The following is a 20,416-nucleotide window of genomic DNA, read 5'->3' as shown; positions in this document are numbered from 1 at the left end:
GCCGCCTCGAGGGAGGTCCAGTTCAGTGACCAGCCAGGTCAGTAGTCCAGCCGAGAAGGCAGGCGGGACGGACAGCGCAGCGGTCGGGGAACAGCGCACAACCGCGGGTGAAGGTGGATCGGGCAAGGACGTCCGGCGTCTGGACCGGGTGATCATCCGTTTCGCGGGTGACTCCGGTGACGGCATGCAACTGACGGGCGACCGGTTCACGTCGGAGACCGCGACGTTCGGCAACGACCTGTCGACGCTGCCGAACTTCCCCGCCGAGATCCGGGCACCCGCCGGGACGCTGCCGGGCGTGTCGTCGTTCCAGCTGCACTTCGCCGACCACGACATCCTCACGCCGGGCGACGCGCCGGACGTGCTGGTGGCGATGAACCCGGCGGCGCTGAAGGCGAACATCGCGGACGTGCCCCGCGGCGCCGAAATCATCGTCAACACCGATGAGTTCACCAAGCGGGCCATGGCCAAGGTGGGCTACGCCGCCTCGCCCCTCGACGACGGATCCCTCGACGGGTACGCGGTGCACCCCGTGCCGCTGACCACGCTGACGGTGGAGGCGCTCAAGGAGTTCGAGCTGTCCCGCAAGGAGGCCGAGCGCAGCAAGAACATGTTCGCGCTGGGCCTCCTTTCGTGGATGTACCACCGGCCGACCGAGGGCACCGAGCGGTTCCTGAAGGCCAAGTTCGCCAAGAAGCCCGAGATCATGAAGGCGAACCTGGCGGCGTTCCACGCGGGCTGGAACTTCGGCGAGACCACCGAGGACTTCGCGGTCTCCTACGAGGTCGCCCCGGCCGCGTCCGCGTTCCCGACCGGCACCTACCGCAACATCTCGGGGAACCTGGCCCTCGCCTACGGGCTGATCGCCGCCTCCCAGCAGGCGGACCTGCCGCTGTATCTGGGCTCGTACCCGATCACGCCGGCCTCGGACATCCTGCACGAGCTGTCCCGGCACAAGAACTTCGGCGTGCGCACCTTCCAGGCGGAGGACGAGATCGCGGGCATCGGGGCGGCGCTGGGCGCCGCGTTCGGCGGTTCCCTCGCGGTCACGACGACATCCGGTCCGGGCGTCGCCCTGAAGTCGGAGACCATCGGCCTCGCCGTCTCCCTGGAGCTGCCGCTCCTCGTGGTGGACATCCAGCGGGGCGGGCCCTCGACCGGACTCCCGACCAAGACCGAGCAGGCCGACCTGTTGCAGGCCATGTACGGACGCAACGGCGAGGCGCCGGTCCCGGTCGTCGCGCCGCGCACCCCGGCCGACTGCTTCGACGCGGCCCTGGAGGCGGCCCGCATCGCGGTCACCTACCGCACACCGGTCTTCCTCCTCTCCGACGGCTACCTCGCCAACGGCTCCGAACCGTGGCGCATCCCGGAGCTGGACGAACTCCCCGACCTGCGCACCCAGTTCGCCTCCGGGCCGAACCACACGCAGGACGACGGCACCGAGGTGTTCTGGCCGTACAAGCGGGACCCCGAGACCCTCGCGCGGCCGTGGGCGGTACCGGGCACGCCCGGCCTCGAACACCGCATCGGCGGCATCGAGAAGCAGGACGGCACCGGGAACATCTCCTACGACCCCGCCAACCACGACTTCATGGTCCGCACCCGGCAGGCCAAGGTCGACGGTGTCCGGGTGCCCGACATCGAGGTCGACGACCCCTCCGAGTCCGCCACCACCCTTGTCCTCGGCTGGGGTTCGACCTACGGGCCGATCACCGCCGCGGTGCGGCGGCTGCGCGTCGCGGGCGAGCGGATCGCGCAGGCACACCTGCGCCACCTCAACCCGTTCCCGCGGAATCTGGGCGAGGTCCTGGGACGTTACGACAAGGTGGTGATCCCCGAGATGAACCTCGGTCAGCTCGCCACCCTCATCAGGGCCAGGTACCTGGTGGACGCGCACAGCTACAACCAGGTCAACGGAATGCCGTTCAAGGCGGAGCAGCTCGCCACGGCTCTCAAGGAGGCCATCGATGGCTGACACGCAGACCAGGGAGTCCACGGAGGGGACGGAGAAGACGACGGACGGGGGCGGCGGTACGGAGACGCTTCTGTCACTCGTCCCCAAGGCCGAGGCCAAGCAGTCCATGAAGGACTTCAAGTCCGATCAGGAAGTGCGCTGGTGCCCCGGCTGCGGCGACTACGCGATCCTCGCCGCCGTGCAGGGCTTCATGCCCGAACTCGGCCTGGCGAAGGAGAACATCGTCTTCGTCTCCGGCATCGGCTGCTCCTCCCGCTTCCCGTACTACATGAACACCTACGGGATGCACTCCATCCACGGCCGCGCCCCCGCCATCGCCACCGGCCTCGCCTCCTCCCGCCGCGACCTGTCCGTGTGGGTCGTGACGGGGGACGGCGACGCCCTCTCCATCGGCGGCAACCACCTCATCCACGCGCTGCGGCGCAACGTGAACCTGAAGATCCTGCTCTTCAACAACCGGATCTACGGGCTCACCAAGGGCCAGTACTCGCCGACCTCCGAGGTCGGCAAGATCACCAAGTCGACGCCGATGGGGTCACTCGACGCCCCGTTCAACCCGGTGTCGCTGGCCATCGGCGCCGAGGCGTCGTTCGTGGCCCGGACCGTCGACTCCGACCGCAAGCACCTCACCGAGGTCCTGCGACGGGCCGCCGAGCACCCCGGCACCGCGCTCGTGGAGATCTACCAGAACTGCAACATCTTCAACGACGGCGCCTTCGAGGTCCTCAAGGACAAGCAGCAGGCCGAGGAAGCGGTGATCCGGCTCGAACACGGGCAGCCAATCACCTTCGGCGCGGACCAGTCGAAGGGCGTCGTGCGGGATCCGCTGAGCGGAGATCTCAAGGTGGTCGCCGTGACCGCCGAGAACCGGAGCGACGTGCTGGTCCACGACGCGCACGCCGCGTCGCCGACCACCGCCTTCGCGCTGTCCCGGCTCGCCGATCCCGACACGCTGCACCACACGCCCATCGGCGTCCTGCGCGACGTCGAGCGGCCCGTCTACGATACGCAGATGGCCGATCAGCTCGACGCCGCCATCGAACAGCACGGCAAGGGGGACCTCGGCGCGCTGCTCGCCGGGGGCGACACCTGGACCGTCGTGGGCTGACGACTCGGCGGGGGTACGGCTGCCCCTCGGCGCGGATGCGCGCGGATGTGCGGCTGTGCGGCTGTGCGCGGATGCGCGCGGATAACGTCGGATACGGGCATCACGGCGGGATACGAGAGAAGGACCCGGGCGCTCATGTCGCGTCCGGGTCCTTTCGCGTCAGGCCGTACTTTCCGTACTTTTCGCCCGCGCCCCGTCGTACCTCGCGCGCGCCCGCGCCACGTCCGCCATACGGCGGTCCGTCCAGTCGGAGAGCGCGCGCACCTGCGCCGCCGCCTCCCTGCCGAGATCCGTCAGCGAGTAGTCGACGCGGGGCGGGATGACCGGCTTGGCGTCGCGGTGCACCATGCCGTCCCGCTCCAACGTCTGCAACGTCTGCGTCAGCATCTTCTCGCTGACCGTGCCGATCTCCCGGCGCAGCTCGCTGAACCGGAACGACCGCTCCTCCAGCGCGAGCAGGACGAGTACGCCCCAGCGGCTCGTCACGTGCTCCAGGACCAAACGCTGAGGGCAGTCGACGTCGATGGCGCTCACTTTCATGCCAGTACCTTACTTCAAAGTGGGTACTTTCGAAATGACAGTGCCGGTCTTACGGTGAGGAGAGAACCACGCACCTGGGCTGTATAGGGAGATAACCGTCATGAGCCTCGTCATCACCGGAGCCACCGGGCACCTCGGCCGTCTCGTCGTCGAGCAGCTGCTCGACACGGGCGTGCCGGCCGCGGACATCGCCGCCGTCGTCCGCGCCAAGGAGAAGGCCGCCGACATCGCGGCCCGCGGCGTCGAACTGCGCGTCGCCGACTACAGCGCGCCCGAGACGCTGACCGACGCCTTCCGCGCCGGCGACAAGGTGCTGCTGATCTCCGGCAGCGAGGTCGGGCAGCGCGTCGCCCAGCACCAGGCCGTCATCGACGCCGCGAAGGCCGCGGGCGTGGCCCTCCTCGCCTACACCGGCGTGCTCGGCGGCCCCGACGCCGACTTCGCGCTCGCCGACGAGCACAAGGTCACCGAGCAGGCGATCCTCGACTCCGGGCTGCCCTACACGTTCCTGCGCAACGGCTGGTACCACGAGAACTACACCGGCAACCTCGCCGTCGTCCTCGAACACGGCGCCGTCCTCGCCTCCGCCGGTGAGGGCCGGGTCGCCTCCGCCTCACGCGCCGACTACGCGGCCGCCGCCGTCGCCGTCCTCACCGGGGAGGGGCACGAGGGGCGTGCGTACGAGCTGAGCGGGGACGACGCCTGGTCGCTCGCCGAGTACGCCGCCGAGGTCGCCCGGCAGTCCGGGAAGGACGTCGTCTACAAGGCCGTCACGCCCGAGCAGAACCTCGAGGTCCTGACGGGCGCCGGGCTGCCCCGGCCGTTCGCCGAGATCCTCGTGGGCGTCGACACCGCCATCGAGCAGGGGCTGCTCGCCCGGCGGAACGGGGATCTGGCCCGGCTCATCGGGCGGCCTACGACGCCGGTCTCGGACGCGATTGCTGCTGCCTTGAAGTGAGGGTGCGTCCGCGTCGAGGGGGGCGGTGCGTCGGGGCCGAGTGAGGGGGTGCGCCCGCGCTGAGTGAGGCGGTGCGTCAGCGCTGAGTGAGGCGGTGCGTCCCGTCAGGACCGTATAGCGATACGGGCATGACACGGGTGGGCTCGCGGCGCTACCTTGCTTGTGGCCGCCGCGGGGCTGCCAGCCAGTGTCATGAGGAGGGTCCGTGTCCGTGCGGGACGGGGCGGCCGACGGGTCGGCCGCAGCAGCAACCAGGAACGAAGGGCGCGCCGGGCTGATCAACGGCTTCGCCGCCTACGGCATGTGGGGGCTCGTACCCCTCTTCTGGCCGCTGCTCAAGCCCGCCGGGTCCGTGGAGATCCTCGCCCACCGCATGGTGTGGTCGCTGGCCTTCGTCGGCGTCGCCATGCTCTTCATACGCCGGTGGGGCTGGGCGCGTGAGCTGCTGCGCCGGCCCAAGCGGCTCGGGCTCGTCGCGCTCGGCGCCGCCGTCATCACCGTCAACTGGGGCGTCTACATCTGGTCCGTGAACTCCGGACACGTCGTCGAGGCGTCCCTCGGCTACTTCATCAACCCCCTCGTCTCCATCGCGCTCGGCGTCCTGCTCCTCAAGGAACGGCTGCGGCCCGCGCAATGGGCCGCCGTCGGGGTCGGGCTGCTCGCCGTCCTCGTCCTCGCCATCGGGTACGGGCAGCCGCCCTGGATCTCGCTCGTCCTCGCCTTCTCCTTCGGCACGTACGGGCTCGTCAAGAAGAAGGTCAACCTCGGCGGGCTCGAATCCCTCGCCGCCGAGACCGCCGTCCAGTTCCTGCCCGCGCTCGCCTATCTGCTGTGGCTCGGGGCGCAAGGGCGGTCCACGTTCGGCTCGGAAGGGGTCGGGCACGGCGCGCTGCTCGCGTCGACGGGGCTCGTCACCGCCGTGCCGCTCGTCTGCTTCGGCGCGGCCGCGATTCGGGTGCCGCTGTCCACGCTCGGGCTGTTGCAGTACCTCGCGCCCGTCTTCCAGTTCGTCCTCGGGATCGTGTACTTCCATGAGCGGATGCCGGCGGAGCGGTGGGCCGGGTTCGGGTTGGTGTGGCTGGCGCTGGCTCTGCTGACCTGGGACGCGTTGCGCTCCGCTCGGGCCGGGCGGATCGCGTTGGCCCGGGCGGAGGCGGTTGCGGCGCAGGCGGTTTCGGCGGAGATTGTCGCGGCGGGGCCTGTCGAGGCGGCCGGTGAGGTCGAGGTCCGGCTGAAGTCCGAGTAGGTCTGCCCGTGGCCTACTTCTCTTCTATAAGTGGGCCATGACCTATGACTGGAAGCTCGTCGTCGACGCCGCCGACCCGCACGCCCAGGCCGAGTTCTGGGCCGCCGCCCTCGGCTACGAGGTCGAGGACAACTCCGCGCTGATCGAACGGCTCCTCGGGGTCCACGCCGTGCGGCCCGACGAGACCCTGGAGCGGTGGGGACGGCTCACCTTCCGCGACCTCGTCGCCGCCCGGCACCCCGACGACCCCGTCGACGAACAGACCGGGACGGGGCTCGGGCGGCGCATCCTCTTCCAACGCGTGCCCGAGGCCAAGTCCGGCAAGAACCGGCTGCACATCGACGTGCATGTCGGGGCGGAGGGGCGGGACGGGGTGGCGCGGCGGTTGGTGGGGTTGGGGGCGCGGGTGGTGCGGGATGTGGAGGAGCGTGGGGGGCGGTGGGTGCTGATGGCCGACCCTGAGGGCAACGAGTTCTGCGTCCAGTGACGCGTCGAGGCGCCCGAGCAACACGCTGACGGCGTCACCGCCGCCCACTGGCAGGCTGGTGGGCGCCGCCTGTTGTGCCGCACGGGGAACATGCCAGGGCGCTGGGGAGCGCCGTCCGTTGTGTCATGGGTCCGGGGCTTGCGCGCTGGGTGCGCCGTCCCCCGTGTCGTGGGGCGGGGCCGCGCCGGGGTACCTCCTCGGCCGGATAGGCCTCATCCCCCACGGTCCGCCATAGGCGAGTGATCCTGGACTGCATTCCCGCGGAGTCCTGCGGGGGCACCCCGACACGTCCCCTCCCGTCGAGACGCGAGTGCACCCCGGTGGCCCATACGGACTCCGGGTACGCCTGAATGCCCATCCCCTCGCCGGGCGGGGCCCGGGCGAGATCCGCCCCGCCCTGGGCAACTACCGCTCCCCGCCCCCCGCCCCCACCCCGGGCAAGACCCGCCCCGCCTCGGGCAACCGCCGCCCCCGCCCCCACCCCGGGCGAGGCCCACCCCGCCCCGCCTTGGGCAATCTGCCGCCTGGGGCGGCAGGGTGGGCAAGGCGGCAGCCCAGCGCCGGGGAACCGGGTAATCAGGGCCGCGCACGGGTGCAGCTCGCCTTGCGTCGCGCTGGGCGCCGATGCGGACAGGCACGTGCGGGAATCCCGGCAACCCCAGCGGAGCTCAGCCGCAGAAGCAGGCCCGGGCAAGAAGCACCCGGCCCCCGCACCCGTTCTGGTCACCTCCCCGGCGACGGAACTTCGCGTACCCCGACCTCAGCCCCACCCCGCCCGATAAGCGGACACCGGTGACCAGAATCCGCTCTTGACGGTATGTCAGGCCCCCAGGACCATCGGGCCACCCACTCAAGGAATCAGGAGCCCCCACATGCCCCTGCACCCCTGGCACCCCGCGCACCCCGTGCGCCCCGCACACCCCTCCCACCCCATACGCGCGCGGCTCACCGCCGCAGCCCTCCTCACGGCCGCCGCCCTGATCGGCACGGGCGCCACCCCGGTCGGCGCCACCCCGGCCAGCGCGGCCCCGGCCCCAACCAGCGCCCCAGCCGTCCTCGCCGCCCCCGACATCCCCGTCGCCTCCGTCAAGGCGCACCTCACCTCCCTGCAGTCCATCGCCACCGCCAACGGCGGCAACCGTGCCCACGGCCGCCCCGGCTACAAGGCCTCCGTGGACTATGTGAAGGGCAAGCTGGACGCCGCCGGGTTCACCACGTCCGTCAAGCAGTTCACGTCCGGCGGCCGCGTCGGCTACAACCTGGTCGCGGACTGGCCCGGCGGCGACACCAGCCAGGTCGTCATGGCCGGCGCGCACCTGGACAGCGTCACCGCAGGTCCTGGCATCAACGACAACGGTTCGGGCTCCGCCGCGATCCTGGAGACCGCGCTCGCCGTGTCCCGCGCGCAGTTCAAGCCGACGAAGCATCTGCGGTTCGCCTGGTGGGGCGCCGAGGAGCTGGGGATGGTGGGGTCGCGGAACTACGTGAACTCCCTCTCCGTCACCGACCGCCAACGCATCGACAGCTACCTGAACTTCGACATGATCGGCTCACCCAACCCCGGCTACTTCGTCTACGACGACGATCCCGCCCTGGAGAAGGTGTTCAAGGACTACTACGCCGGGCTCGGCGTGCCGACCGAGATCGAGACCGAGGGCGACGGGCGGTCGGACCACGCCCCGTTCAAGAGCGCCGGGATTCCGGTCGGCGGGCTCTTCAGCGGCGCCGACTACTACAAGACCGCCGCGCAGGCGCAGAAGTGGGGCGGCACCGCGGGGCGGGCCTTCGACCCCTGCTACCACTCGTCCTGCGACCGGTCCACGAACATCGACACCACCGCCCTGGACCGCAACAGCGACGCCATCGCCCACGCCATCTGGGAGCTGGCCCAGTAGGGCACAGTAGGGCGCCCGTGAACCCCTTACGCGACGTACTTGCGTGTGCATATACTGCACGCGCAAGTACATCGTTCGTCGCGTCCATCCACCGCGCAGGGGGAACCATGTCCGGCCGCACCTTCCTGTTCGTACTCGGCAGCAGCCGCACCGGCGGCAACACCGAGATCCTCGCCCGCGCCGCCGCCGAGCAACTGCCCTCCGATGTCGGTCAGCGCTGGATCGACCTGGCCGCGCACCCGCTGCCCGACTTCGAGGACCTGCGGCACGACTCCGACCACGTACGCCCGCGCGGCGACAACGTGGCGCTGCTGCTCGACGCCACGCTCGCCGCCACCGATATCGTCATCGCGTCACCGCTGTACTGGTACGCGGTCTCCGCCTCCACCAAGCGCTACCTGGACCACTGGTCGGGCTGGCTGCGCACGCCCGGTGTCGACTTCAAGGCCACGCTCGCCGGGCGCACCCTGTGGGGCGTGACCGCGCTCGCCCACGAGGAGGAGGTCGTCGCCGATCCGCTGATCGGGACCCTGCGCAACTCGGCCGCGTACATGGGTATGCGCTTCGGCGGCGTGCTCCTCGGCAACGGCAGCAAGCCCGGTGACGTACGCAAGGACACGCGGGCGCTGGCCCGCGCCAAGACCTTTTTCACCGCCGACGAGGCTCCCCTCGCCCGCTTCCCCTACGAGGAGGGCCGCGCCTCTACGCCGTGATGTCCTTCGACGTGAAGCGCGCCCACGCCGCCGAGCCGAAGACCGCCGCGTACAGCGCCTGCAGTTCGAGGTTCTTCAGCAGGTCGTCCCAGTAGATCGGCTCCCGCATCAGGTCCGCGAACGACAGCCAGTGATGGGAGAAGAAGTACGGCTGGATCGCGTGCAGCTGCGGGATCTGGTCCAGGATCTGGATCGTGATCAGCAGGCCCACCGTGGTCGCCATGGCCGCGATCCCGCTGTTGGTGAGCGTCGAGACGAACAGGCCGAGCGCCGCTATGCCGATGAGCGACGCCGCCACCGTCAGCGCTATGAGCAGCGCTCGCCACAGGCCCTCGGTGAAGGTGATGCGGGTGCCCGAGATCGTCACCACGTCGCCCAGCGGAAACAGCAGCGCCCCTGTCAGCAGCGCCGACACCGCCACCACCAGCGTCGCCAGCACGCAGAACGCCAGTGTCGTCGCGTACTTCGTCAGCAGGAGGCGGGTGCGGCCCGCCGGGGCCACGAGGAGGTAGCGGAGCGTTCCGGCGTTCGCCTCGCCCGCCACCGCGTCGCCCGCGATCACTCCTACCGCCATGGGCAGGAAGAACGGGAGCGTCGCCGCCAGCGCCGTGAACACCAGGAACAGACCGTTGTTCGTGATCTGCGCGATGAACGCCGGGCCGCCGCCCTCGGGACCGCCCCCGCCGAGCGAGGAGCCGTCGCTCGTCTCGATCTTCACCGCCACGCCGATCAGGACCGGGACGCCCGCCAGGACGGCGAGGAGCGCCAGCGTCCGCCAGCGGCGCAGCGTCGTCGTCAGCTCGCTGCGCAGCAGGCCCAGGGTCCACAGGGGGTTCGGCCGCGCGTCCGTTGCCACCGGTTCAGCCTGCGACATCGAAGCCCTCTCCTGTCAGGGCCACGAACGCGTCCTCGAGCGACGCCCGCCGCACGCCGAAGCCGCGGACCCGGACGCCCGCGGCGACCAGTGCCTCGGTCAGGTCGGACAGTTCCGTGCCGGGGGGCGGTGGGTCCGCCGTCACGTCCGTGTCCGTCGTCTCCAGGACCGTGAGTCCTTGTTCCTTCAGTACGCGCGCCGCGTCCGCCGGGTCCGGGGTGGTGACGTGCAGCGTGCCGCGCGTCCCCGCCGCCAGGTCCGCGACCGGGCCCTGGGTCAGCAGGCGGCCCTGTGCCATCACCGCCGCGTGGGTGCAGACCTGCTCGATCTCGTCCAGGAGGTGGGAGGAGAGGAAGACCGTGGTGCCGTCCGAGGCCAGTTCCCGGACGAGCGTGCGGATCTCGCGCATGCCCTGCGGGTCGAGGCCGTTCGTCGGCTCGTCCAGGACGAGGAGGCGGCGGGGCTGCAGCAGCGCCGCGGCCAGGCCCAGGCGCTGTTTCATGCCGAGCGAGTACGCCTTCGCCTTCTTGGTCGCCGCGGCCGTCAGGCCCACCCGGTCCAGGGCCCGCGCGACCCGCGCCGCCCGGGTGCGGGGGTTCGCGGTGGGGTCCGCCGCGTCGTAGCGGAGCAGGTTGTCGCGGCCGTTCAGGAAGCCGTACAGGGCCGGGCCCTCGATGAGCGCGCCGACGTGCGGCAGGACGGCCCGGGTGGCGCGCGGCATCGGCCGGCCGAGGGCGCGGGCGGCGCCCGCGGTCGGCTCGATCAGGCCCATCAGCATCCGGATGGTGGTGGTCTTGCCCGAGCCGTTGGGTCCGAGGAAGCCGAAGACGGCGCCTTCCGGGACGGTCAGGCTCAGCCGGTCGACGGCGAGCTGCCCGCCCCGGTACCGCTTGGTCAGCTCCCGGGTCTCGATGACCGGCGCCATGCCCCTCCCCTGTCACGTGCGGCGGCGGGGGACCGGGTGCGCCGGTCCCCCGCCACCTCTCGGCCTCTGCCGGGTCAGCCCGCGTCCGCCGCCTTCACCAGCGCGGACTTGGTGACCGCTCCCGCGTACACCTTGCCGTCCTCGGTGATCAGTACGTTCACCAGGCGGGTCGAGTAGACCGTGCCCGTGCCGAACTTCCCGGTGACCTTGTCGCCGAGGGAGTCCAGGAACTTCTGCGCGTCGGCCGGCACACCGCTCGGCGCGGAGCCGGAGGCCAGGCCCGCCGCTCCGGCGCCGCCGGGCAGCTTCAGCTCGGCGACCGACGTCCAGCCCTTGCCGAGCACGTCGAACCCGTCGAGCCCACCGAGCCCGCCGGGTCCGGTGGCCTTCGGGGCGCGGCCGGGGCGGTCCTGCTTCGGCAGGTCGTCCGCCTCGGTGACCTTCGTGCCCTTCGACGGCTTGAAATCGAAGGTCGACGCGGAGGGCTTGGCGAAGTCGACCTTGGTGAAGCCCGCGTCGACGACCGCCGCGCCGCCGCTCGCCGGGGTCAGCGTGAACTTCAGCGGCGTCCCCGTCTTCGCGTCGACGGAGACCGTGATCGCGCCGACCGTCGAACCGGACTGCTTCGGCTTGATCTGGAGCCGGTACGCGTCACGGCCCGCGACCTGCGCCGTTCCGTCGACCGTGAACGACGTGGTGTCGGCGGACGCCTCCAGGATCTCGTCCGTCAGCTGCTTCGGTGTCGCGGGGACGTCGCGGGGCTGCTGCTTCGCCCGCTCGTCGCCCCGCTTCTGGTCGGCCTTCGTGTGGAACGCCTGGTCCGACGCGCTGTCGTAGGCCCAGACGTCCGTGCCGTTGTGGATCACGCTGTACTCGGACGCGGCGTCCAGGATCGACAGCTTCTGGCGGTCCTCGCCGTCCGCCGCGACGCGGAGGGTGTGCGTGCCGGTCGCCAGCTCGGTGAGCTTCTCCCGGGGGTCGGCCGATGCCGAGCCCTTGCCCCCGCCGTCCCCGCCCGCCCCGCCGGTCAGGCCCGAGGCCGCGCCGCCGAGCGACGGCAGACCGAGGTCCGTGTGGATCTTCACGGTGCCGGAGAGCCGCTCGGTGTCCGACGCGGCGATCTTCTCGATCAGTTCCTGGGCCGTGATCTTCGGCAGGTCCGGGTCGCCGGAGTCGGCGAGCGCCGGGACGAGGCCGATCGTCGCCGCCGCCACCCCCACGACGGCCACAGGGACCGCGTACCGGGCCAGCTTGCGGCGCGCGGCGCCCTGGCTGTCTTCGGATTCGTACGGTGCCATGCTGATGCCCTACCTCCGTCTTCGGCGGCGGCGCCCTGCGTACTGACTCGTCCACCCCAAGCCGCCATTCTCACCCGAATTGGTAAGGAGTGGTGTACCCCATCTGACCAAACCGGCCACGCCGAAGCGTCAGACCGCGGGATCAACTCCGCGTACGCCTGTGGGATGACAACCGGGCCCGCCCTCTCAGGGTTCAGCCGGCCCGGTGCACCACCGCGTCGCACAGTTCGACGAGCGCCGCCTTCGCCTCGCACTCCGGGAGCGGGTTCAGGGTGGCGCGGGCCTCCTGCGCGTATCGCACGGTGTCGCGGCGGGCCTGCTCCAGGGCCGGGTGGGCGCGGAGCCGGGAGATCGCCTCGGCGAGCTTCGCGTCGTCCGTGAGGTCCGAGTCGAGGAGGTCGACGAGGGCCTGGTCCTCGGGGAGGCCGAGCAGCCGTGCACGCTCGCGCAGGCGCAGGACCGGCAGCGTGGGGATGCCCTCGCGCAGGTCGGTGCCGGGGGTCTTGCCGGACTCGTGGGAGTCGGAGGCGATGTCGAGCACGTCGTCGGCGAGCTGGAAGGCGACGCCGAGGCGCTCCCCGTACTGGGTGAGGACGTCGACGACCGTCTCGTCGGCGCCGGACATCATGGCGCCGAAGCGGCAGGCCACGGCGATGAGCGAGCCCGTCTTGCCGCTGAGCACGTCCAGGTAGTGGTCGACCGGGTCGCGGCCGTCGGCCGGGCCCGCGGTCTCCAGGATCTGGCCGGTGACCAGGCGCTCGAACGCCTCCGCCTGGATCCGGACGGCGTCCGGGCCGAGGTCGGCGAGGATGTGCGAGGCGCGGGCGAAGAGGAAGTCACCGGTCAGGACGGCGACGGAGTTGCCCCAGCGCTGGTTGGCGCTCTCCACGCCGCGGCGCACGTCCGCCTCGTCCATCACGTCGTCGTGGTAGAGCGTCGCGAGGTGGGTCAGCTCGACGACGACGGCGGAGGGCACGATGCCCGGCGCGTACGGGTCGCCGAACTGGGCGGCGAGCGTCACGAGCAGCGGCCTGAATCGTTTGCCGCCGGCCCGCACCAGATGCTGGGCGGCCTCGGTGATGAAGGGGACCTCGCTCTTGGTCGCCTCGAGCAGCCCCTCCTCGACAGCCGTCAATCCAGCCTGGACATCGGCTTCGAGAGCCTGGTCCCGCACGCTAAGACCGAAAGTCCCGACGACGGTCACGAGAGGTTCTCCTGTCTGCTGACGATCACGACGCTCACATGGCGAACTCGGTCGATCACTCGCTCGATCATTCGGTCGATCACACGGTTTGTCGATGTGTCGCTGCCATCACTCAAGTCAGCGTATCCGGTCGCGTTTCGATCACAGGGGGCGCCCGCCCGGACAGCCCGGACCAGGCGGCTCCAGGACACCCCCGGTATGTTCTTGATCAGCCCATACGACCGGGAGTACGTATTTTGTCCCGCACCACCGACACCACAGGCCCCGGCTCCGCACCCGGGGCCCAGCCGCCGCCCGCCGACGACACCGCCTTCTTCGGGCAGCCGCGCGGCCTGCTCACGCTGTCCGGCCTGGAGGTCTGGGAGCGGTTCTCGTTCCTCGGCATGCAGGCCATCCTCGTGCTGTTCTTCGCCGACACCGTCGCACACGGCGGCATGGGCATGGACGCCGGAACGGCCGCGTCGGTCTCCGCCGCGTACGGCACCCTCGTCTACCTGGTCTCCGTCGGGGGCGGCTGGCTCGCCGACCGGATCCTCGGCTCGTACCGCGCCGTGCTGTGGGGCGGCATCCTCATCGCCTGCGGCCACTACGCGATGGCGGTGCCGACCGCGGCCATGACCTGGGTCGGCCTCGGCCTGATCAGCGCCGGTACCGGGCTGCTCAAGCCGAACGTGGCCTCCATGGTCGGCAAGCTCTACCGCACCGACGACCAGCGCCGCGACGCCGGCTTCGCGCTGTACTACATGGGGATCAACATCGGCGCCTTCGCCGGACCGCTGGTCACCGGCTGGCTCGGCGACCACAAGGGCTGGCACTGGGGCTTCTCCGCCGCCGCCGTCGGCATGACCCTCGGCCTGATCCAGTACGTGGCCGGACGGCGTCACCTGGCCGGACGCAAGCACACCGCCGAGTACGCGCTCGCGCCCGAGGGGATGCGGCGCGCGGTGCGGATGATCGTCGTCGGCGCGGTCGTGGTGGCCGCGCTCGCCGTGCTGCTCGCCTCCGCCGGCTGGCTGACCATGGACCGGTTCGTGGACTGCCTCACGGTCATCTCCGTAATCGCGCCCGTCGTGTACTTCACGGTGATGTTCCGCAGCCCGCGCGTCACGGCCGAGGAGCGCGGGCGGCTCCGGCCCTACCTGGTGCTCTTCATCGCGTCCGTGGCCTTCAATTTCATCCTCTTCCAGGCCTACTCGACCATGATCCTGCTGGCCTCGACCAACGCCGAGACGTCCCTCCTCGGCTTCCACTTCCCGGCCGGCTGGTACGCCTCCGCGCTCGGCGCCTTCGAGGTCGCCCTCGCGCCCGTGGTCGCCGGGGTGTGGGCGCGGATGGGGCGCCGCCAGCCGCACGCCTCCAACAAGATCGCGTTCGGGGTGATCCTCGGCGGCCTGTCGTTCCTGCTGATGGTCCTGCCGACCGCCGGGCACGGCGGCGACACGTACAAGATGGCCGTCTGGTGGATCGTCGGCTCCTACCTGCTGCTCGGGCTCGGCGACATCCTCGTGGAGACCTCCGGCATGTCGGCCACGACGAAGCTCGCCCCGCAGGCCTTCGCCAGCCAGACCATGTCGCTCTGGTTCCTCTCGCTCGCCCTCGCCAACGGCATCCAGGCCCAGACCGTGAAGCTCTACGGCGAGGTGTCCGACCCCGCCTACTTCGGCGTCAACGGCGCGGTCGCCGTGGCCGTCGGGGTCGCCGTCATCGCCCTGGCGCCGTGGCTGCGCCGCACCATGCACCCCGTTCACTGAGCCCCCCGACGCCAGCGAGGTTCCGTCATGAGTACTCCGAAGATCCAGACGACATTCCCGTTCGGGACGGTGCGTGAGGACATCCGCGTACCCCTGTCGGACGGGACGACGCTTTTCGCGCGCGTCTGGCGGCCGGTCACCGACGAACCCGTGCCGGTCCTGCTCGAATACCTGCCCTACCGGCTCTCCGACTGGACGGCGCCCCGCGACTGGCAGCGCCACCCCTGGTACGCGGGGCACGGCTACGCCTCCGTCCGCGTCGACGTGCGCGGGCACGGCAACTCCGAGGGCCTGCCGGGCGACGAGTACGACGCGCAGGAGCTCAGCGACGGCGTCGAGGTCGTGAACTGGCTGGCCGGGCAGGAATGGTCGTCGGGCAAGGTCGGCATGTTCGGCATCTCCTGGGGCGGGTTCAACTCCCTGCAGATCGCGGCCCTCGCGCCCGAGCCGCTCAAGGCGATCGTCACCGTGTGCAGTACGGACGACCGCTATGACAACGACGTGCACTACATGGGAGGTTCCGTCCTCGCCGTGGACATGCACGCCTGGGCGGCGACCATGCTCGCGTTCGTCTCCCGCCCGCCCGACCCGCAGTTCGTCGGCGACCACTGGCGCCAGATGTGGACCGACCGCCTGGAGGCCGTCGAACCGTTCATCCACACCTGGCTGACCCACCAGACCCGCGACGGCTACTGGCGCCACGGCAGCGTCTGCGAGGACTACTCCGCGATCAAGGCGGGCGTCCTCGCGGTCGGCGGCTGGCACGACCCGTACCGCGACACGGTGCTCCGGCTCGTCGAAGCCCTCCCCGACGATCAAGTGCGCGGGATCATCGGCCCCTGGTCGCACCAGTACCCGGACCGGGGTCTGCCGCCCGGCCCCGCCATCGGCTTCCTCCAGGAGACTTTGCGCTGGTGGGACCACTGGCTCAAGGGCTCGGACACGACCGGCGTCATGTCCGAGCCCAAGCTCCGCTCCTGGATCAGCGACTCCCATCCGCCCGCCACGGTCTACGAGGAGTTGCCCGGCCACTGGGTCGGCGACCCCGCCTGGCCGTCCCCGAACGTCTCCCCCGTCACCTACGCCCTCCAGGGCAACCCCGTCATCGTGCGCTCCCCGCAGCAGACGGGCCTCGACGCGGGCCGCTTCTTCCCCTTCGGCAACGACGCGGACCTGCCGCCCGACCAGCGCGACGAGGACGCGAAGTCGGCCTGCTTCGAGTTCGAGGTGGAGGAGGACGTACGGGTCCTGGGCCGGCCGCGCGTCACCGCCCGGATCACCAGCCAGGTGCCCCGCGGCCAGGTGATCGCCCGCCTCTGCGACGTCGCCCCCGACGGCTCCTCCACCCTGGTCACCCGGGGCGTCCTCAACCTGGGCTCACGCCACGGCCGCGCCGCGTCGGTCCCCTGGCTGCCGGGCACGACGGAGGACGTCACCTTCGACCTCAACGGCATCGGCCACACCTTCCCCGCCGGACACCGCATCCGCCTCGCCGTCTCCTCCGTCTACTGGCCCTGGATCTGGCCCCAGCCCGGCTCGGCCCACGGCTTCACCCTCGACCCGGCGGGCAGCGCCCTCGAACTCCCGGTGCGCGGCCCCGCGCTGGGCGGCGTCATCTCCTTCGGCGACCCCGAACAGTCCGAACCGCTCGGCGTCGTCCACCCGGCCTCCCTGGACGAGCCGCGCCCCGAACGCCTCGCCCTCCGGGACGTCGCCAAGGGCGAATGGCGCCTGGAGGTCGACCCCCGCTACGGCGGCACCCGCGTCTACCCCGACGGCCTCGAATTCACCGAGGACGCCCTGGAGACGTACACCATCCAGGAGGACGACCCGCTCTCCGCCCACACCCGCTCCGACTGGTCGATCCGCCTCCACCGTCCGGAACTCGCCTGGGACGCGACCGTCCAGACCCGCTCCGAAATCGCTTGCACGGAAGACGAGTTCGTCACGACGAGTGAGGTCGTGTGCCGGGACGGGGGTGAGGTGGTGTTCCACCGGACGTGGGAGAAGAGGATTCCGCGCACGGCGGGGTGAGTTCCTCGCGGAGTCCCCTCAGGAGTACAGCCGCTCCAGGACCACGGCAACGCCGTCCTCCTCGTTCGACGCCGTCACCTCGTCGGCCACGGCCTTGAGTTCGGGATGCGCGTTGGCCATGGCCACGCCGCGCGCCGCCCAGCCGAACATCGGGACGTCGTTCGGCATGTCGCCGAAGGCGAGCGTGTCGTCGGGGCCCGCGGCCAGGCTCCGGGCCGCGAGGTTCAGTCCCGTCGCCTTGGTCACGCCTTGCGGCTGGAGCTCGACCGTGCCGGGGCCCGACATAGTGACCGAGGCCAGCGGGCCGACCGCGGCGCGGGCCACGGCCGCCAACTCGTCGTCCCCCAGGTCGGGATGGCGCAGCAGGACCTTGCTGATCGGCTCCGTCCACAGGTCGGTGCGGCGGTCGATCCGGACGGCCGGGAGCGTGGGGTGCGGCATCAGGTACTGCGGCTCGATGAGGGTGAGCCCGTCGACGCCGTCCTGGTCGACCGCCGCGTAGACCTGGCCGACCTCCGCCTCGATCTTCCCGAGCGCCTGCTCGGCCAGCTCCCGGTCGAGCGTCAGCGACCACAACAGCCGCCCGCTCGCCGCGTCGTAGAGCTGGGCGCCCTGCGCGCAGACGGCGAGCCCGGCCCCGCCGAGGTCCTCCAGGAGCGGCCGGACGCGGGGCGCGGGCCGCCCCGTCACCACGATGTGCCGGGCCCCGGCCCGGCCGGCCGCCGCGAGCGCGGCCCGGGTGCGGTCGGAGACCGTGTCGTCGCCGCGCAGCAGCGTTCCGTCCAGGTCAGTGGCGATGAGGGCATATGCGGGAGCGGCCATGATCCGAAGAATACGGACCGGTTGACCCGGCGGGCCGTCGAGTACCGGCCCTGGGGGGTGGGTGTGGTAATGGAGGCCGAAGACGTTCAGTCATCGCCCGGACACGTGCTGTGCGCCTGGCCTCACCCGTGCCCGGCCGCCAGGTGCCGGGCGAGCCGCGGCGACGCGAACGCCGTGCCGCACACGAACCGCATCAGCGGCCCGTACGAGGACCCGGCCAGCATGCCCGTGAAGTAGAGCCCGGGGACGGACGAGACGTACCCGGCGCCGAGGCGCGGCGTCCCCCGGCTGACGGCGATCCGGGCGCGCAGGTCATCGCCGAGGAACGGCAGCGCGGTCAGATCCACCCGGTAGCCCGTCGCCGCGATGACGTGGTCTGCCGTGAGGGTCCGGCGGCGGCCGTCGTGGGTGCGGACGGTCAGGACGGGGGCGCCGCCGGACACCGATGCCTTCTCGACGGCCGTCACGTCCCGCACCGCCACCTTCCCCTCGAAGCGCTCGCGCAGCCACCAGGCGCCGAGGGGGCCGAGGACGCGGCGGGTCAGGAAGTGGCGGAGAGGCGCCGGTAGTTGACGGTACCGATGCGGGTAGTACGTGAGCGCGTACAGGGACCAGGCCCGCCCGAACGGCGTCCACGGCCGGAACCTCGGCTGCTCCCACGGCGGCGAGCCGAACCGCACGGGGTTCCGGCCGCGCGCCACCACCCGCACGTGCGCTCCGGCCTCGGCCGCGAGCGCCGCCGTCTCCAGGGCGGACTGGCCCGCCCCGATCACGAGCAGTTCCTTGCCCGCGAAGGGGGAGAGGTCGTGGTGGTCGGCGCTGTGCGAGAGCTGCCCCGTACGGGCGGGAGCGGCGGCTGTCAGCTCGCGCGGCACGTGCGCGAGGCCGGACAGGCCGGTGGCGACGACCACGGCCCGGGCCGTGAACCGCTCCCCCGAGTCGAGCGTCAGCTCGAACCCCGTGCGGGCGGTGTGCCGGTCCACGGACAGGACCCGTACACGTTCCAGGTCCGGCACCAGTGTGCGCCGGAACCAGTCCCCGTACGCGGCGAACACCTCGGCCGGGATCAGGTCCTCGTCCGTGACCAGGCGCGCGATGCCCACCGCGGCGCAGAAGTCGCCGAGGGTGTGGCCGCGTCGCGGCGCGTCGATGTCCGATGCCGCCGGGACGGACTTGAGGATCGTGCCCTCGGGCATGTGCGCGCGCCAGCTCTCCATCGGCTCGCCGAAGACGCGGACGGGCAGGCCGCGGGCCCGCAGGTGGGCGGCGGTGGAGAGGCCGTAGGGGCCCGCGCCGATGACGGCCACAGGGGGGATCATCGGGCCCCTCCCGGACGGACGAAGCGGTGAGTTCGCCAAAGGTCGCGGAGGTGGCTCGCCCCCGGGCCCGCCGAACGGGCCAGCATCGTCAGGAACGGGCGCGGATCGTCGGCCGCCCACCAGGCCGGCTCCACACCGTTCGCGCGGACAAGGGCCTTGTCACCGCCCCGCCGCCGGTACGCGACCCGGGCCGCCAGGTCGATGTTCTCCACGACGTACCGCCGCCCGAACCTCGGCTCACCCGCGGGGACCTCGCGGCCCGTCATCGACAGATGCAGGGCGCGGACGACATCGATCCCCGCGTCGTCCTCGAACAGCCGGAACTGGGCCCCCGCCCGCGGGTTGAAGTCGAGCAGCTTGTACCGCCCGTCGCGCCGGTCGAGGCGCAGGTCGAGGTCGATGACGCCGGTGTAGCCGAGCTGCTTGACGAAGCGCGTGACAAGGTCCGCGAGCTCCGGGTTCCCGGCCACGTACGCGTACGCCGTCATTCCCGCGTACGGCGGCCACGAGCGGACCTTGACCCCGGTGAACAGGGCGCGGGGCGTGGCGTCCGCGCCGACGTAGGCGTGGACGATCCAGTCCTCGGCGTACTCGCGCGGCACGTACTCCTGGAGGACCACGGCGGGTGTTTCGCCCCAGCCGCGAGCGAGTCTTCGCAGTCCGGCGGGGGTGGGGACCACGGTCGTACCGTTCACCGCCGGGTCGCTGCGGCGCGTGAACGCCTCCCGGTTCTTCACGACGACCGGGAAGCGCGCGGGGTGCCCGGCGAACTCCTCGACCTCCGCGCGGCCGCGCGGGAACACCGCCCCGGGCGTCGGCATCCCGTGCTCCGCACACAGCTCGTACAGCCCTTGCTTGCTGGCGAGTCGGCGCGGCAACGTCCGTTCCACGCGCGGGAGGAGGTACCCCGCGTCGGCGAGCGGCTCCTGATGCTCGGCGACGAGGACGGCCGCCTCCTCGTCCGTGGGGATCAGTACGGTCGGCCGCCCGATGCGGCGCGCGATACGCACCAGGCCGTCCACCAGACACCGGGGCTCCTCCGTCCCGCTCGTCCGCCAGGGGAACGCGCGGCGCAGATGGCGGGAGGCGGCGGCGGGCGTCCACCGGTCCTCGGTGATCGCGTACATGGGCACCCCGAGACGGCCCAGGCTGCGGATGGCGCCCACGCCTCCGTGATGCAGCGGGTAGGCGCCGAACTTGACGATCAGGCCCGGCACATCCCGGTCCAGGTCCGGGGCCGGTGGGGCGGGCTTCGCCGTCATGG

General features: G+C 71.5%; 17 protein-coding genes. 9 read left to right on the top strand and 8 right to left on the bottom strand.

Translation table 11 applies throughout. The annotated features are described in order from the left end of the window. Nucleotides 1-25: 25 nt before the first annotated feature. Nucleotides 26-1,978: a 2-oxoacid:acceptor oxidoreductase subunit alpha gene (locus C1N81_RS26990; protein ID WP_394433335.1), complete on the top strand. Its 1,953-nt coding sequence runs from the start codon at nt 26-28 to the stop codon at nt 1,976-1,978. Next, complete coding sequence (locus tag C1N81_RS26985) at nt 1,971-3,086, top strand: 2-oxoacid:ferredoxin oxidoreductase subunit beta (RefSeq protein WP_394433333.1); 1,116 nt, start codon at nt 1,971-1,973, stop codon at nt 3,084-3,086. The genes C1N81_RS26990 and C1N81_RS26985 overlap by 8 nt, the downstream gene beginning before the upstream one ends. Before the next feature lie 159 nt (nt 3,087-3,245). Here C1N81_RS26985 and C1N81_RS26980 read toward each other — a convergent pair whose 3' ends face one another. Beyond that, the gene (locus C1N81_RS26980) at nt 3,246-3,626 is read right to left on the bottom strand and encodes a winged helix-turn-helix transcriptional regulator (RefSeq protein ID WP_394433331.1); all 381 of its coding nucleotides are present in this window, start codon (nt 3,624-3,626) and stop codon (nt 3,246-3,248) included. A gap of 100 nt (nt 3,627-3,726) precedes the next feature. On the opposite strand from C1N81_RS26980, the gene C1N81_RS26975 reads away from it, so the two are divergent. The 5 genes from C1N81_RS26975 (at nt 3,727) to C1N81_RS26955 (ending at nt 8,925) form a co-directional block, all read left to right on the top strand. Then, entirely contained in the window at nt 3,727-4,584 is an 858-nt protein-coding gene (locus C1N81_RS26975; RefSeq protein WP_394433329.1) for an SDR family oxidoreductase, read from the top strand. A gap of 301 nt (nt 4,585-4,885) precedes the next feature. Then, a complete protein-coding gene (gene rarD, locus C1N81_RS26970) occupies nt 4,886-5,830 on the top strand; it encodes an EamA family transporter RarD (protein ID WP_394438257.1) in 945 nt (314 codons plus the stop codon). Nucleotides 5,831-5,867: 37 nt separating this feature from the next. Beyond that, nucleotides 5,868-6,317 carry a VOC family protein gene (locus C1N81_RS26965; RefSeq protein ID WP_394433327.1) on the top strand — a complete coding sequence of 150 codons (450 nt, stop codon included), beginning with the start codon at nt 5,868-5,870 and terminating at the stop codon, nt 6,315-6,317. Nucleotides 6,318-7,189: 872 nt separating this feature from the next. Continuing rightward, a complete protein-coding gene (locus C1N81_RS26960) occupies nt 7,190-8,212 on the top strand; it encodes a M28 family metallopeptidase (protein ID WP_394433325.1) in 1,023 nt (340 codons plus the stop codon). Nucleotides 8,213-8,319: 107 nt separating this feature from the next. Next, nucleotides 8,320-8,925, top strand: a complete 606-nt coding sequence (locus C1N81_RS26955) for a flavodoxin family protein (RefSeq protein WP_394433323.1) — start codon at nt 8,320-8,322, stop codon at nt 8,923-8,925. On the opposite strand, the gene C1N81_RS26950 is transcribed toward C1N81_RS26955, so the two are convergent. The 4 genes from C1N81_RS26950 to C1N81_RS26935 form a co-directional block, all read right to left on the bottom strand. Further along, nucleotides 8,915-9,799 carry an ABC transporter permease gene (locus tag C1N81_RS26950; RefSeq protein ID WP_394433321.1) on the bottom strand — a complete coding sequence of 295 codons (885 nt, stop codon included), beginning with the start codon at nt 9,797-9,799 and terminating at the stop codon, nt 8,915-8,917. The two genes, C1N81_RS26955 and C1N81_RS26950, sit on opposite strands and share 11 nt — an antisense overlap. Further along, nucleotides 9,786-10,724 (bottom strand): ABC transporter ATP-binding protein, encoded by a 939-nt coding sequence (locus C1N81_RS26945; RefSeq protein WP_394433319.1) that lies wholly within the window; start codon nt 10,722-10,724, stop codon nt 9,786-9,788. Before C1N81_RS26945 ends, C1N81_RS26950 begins: the two co-directional genes overlap by 14 nt. A 74-nt stretch (nt 10,725-10,798) precedes the next feature. After that, entirely contained in the window at nt 10,799-12,022 is a 1,224-nt protein-coding gene (locus C1N81_RS26940; protein WP_394433317.1) for a LolA family protein, read from the bottom strand. 193 nt (nt 12,023-12,215) lie between these two features. Beyond that, complete coding sequence (locus C1N81_RS26935) at nt 12,216-13,226, bottom strand: polyprenyl synthetase family protein (RefSeq protein ID WP_394433315.1); 1,011 nt, start codon at nt 13,224-13,226, stop codon at nt 12,216-12,218. Between the two features lie 236 nt (nt 13,227-13,462). Here C1N81_RS26935 and C1N81_RS26930 point away from each other — a divergent pair, with 236 nt between their 5' ends. Both C1N81_RS26930 and C1N81_RS26925 read left to right on the top strand, forming a co-directional pair. Beyond that, entirely contained in the window at nt 13,463-14,977 is a 1,515-nt protein-coding gene (locus C1N81_RS26930) for a peptide MFS transporter (protein WP_394433314.1), read from the top strand. A gap of 27 nt (nt 14,978-15,004) precedes the next feature. Then, nucleotides 15,005-17,011: a CocE/NonD family hydrolase gene (locus C1N81_RS26925; RefSeq protein ID WP_394433312.1), complete on the top strand. Its 2,007-nt coding sequence runs from the start codon at nt 15,005-15,007 to the stop codon at nt 17,009-17,011. A gap of 18 nt (nt 17,012-17,029) precedes the next feature. On the opposite strand, the gene C1N81_RS26920 is transcribed toward C1N81_RS26925, so the two are convergent. From C1N81_RS26920 to C1N81_RS26910, 3 genes are all read right to left on the bottom strand, one after another. Next, nucleotides 17,030-17,833 carry an HAD family hydrolase gene (locus C1N81_RS26920; protein WP_394433310.1) on the bottom strand — a complete coding sequence of 268 codons (804 nt, stop codon included), beginning with the start codon at nt 17,831-17,833 and terminating at the stop codon, nt 17,030-17,032. A 122-nt stretch (nt 17,834-17,955) separates the two neighbouring features. Next, complete coding sequence (locus C1N81_RS26915; protein ID WP_394433308.1) at nt 17,956-19,152, bottom strand: FAD-dependent oxidoreductase; 1,197 nt, start codon at nt 19,150-19,152, stop codon at nt 17,956-17,958. Beyond that, on the bottom strand, nt 19,149-20,414 hold the full coding sequence (locus C1N81_RS26910) for a carboxylate--amine ligase (protein ID WP_394433306.1): 1,266 nt from the start codon (nt 20,412-20,414) through the stop codon (nt 19,149-19,151). The genes C1N81_RS26915 and C1N81_RS26910 overlap by 4 nt, the downstream gene beginning before the upstream one ends. Nucleotides 20,415-20,416 lie beyond the last annotated feature (2 nt).

It is taken from the genome of Streptomyces sp. SGAir0957, from assembly GCF_043523415.1.
Note: the sequence above shows the minus strand (reverse complement) of the source record. Positions and strands in the feature narration are given on the sequence as shown.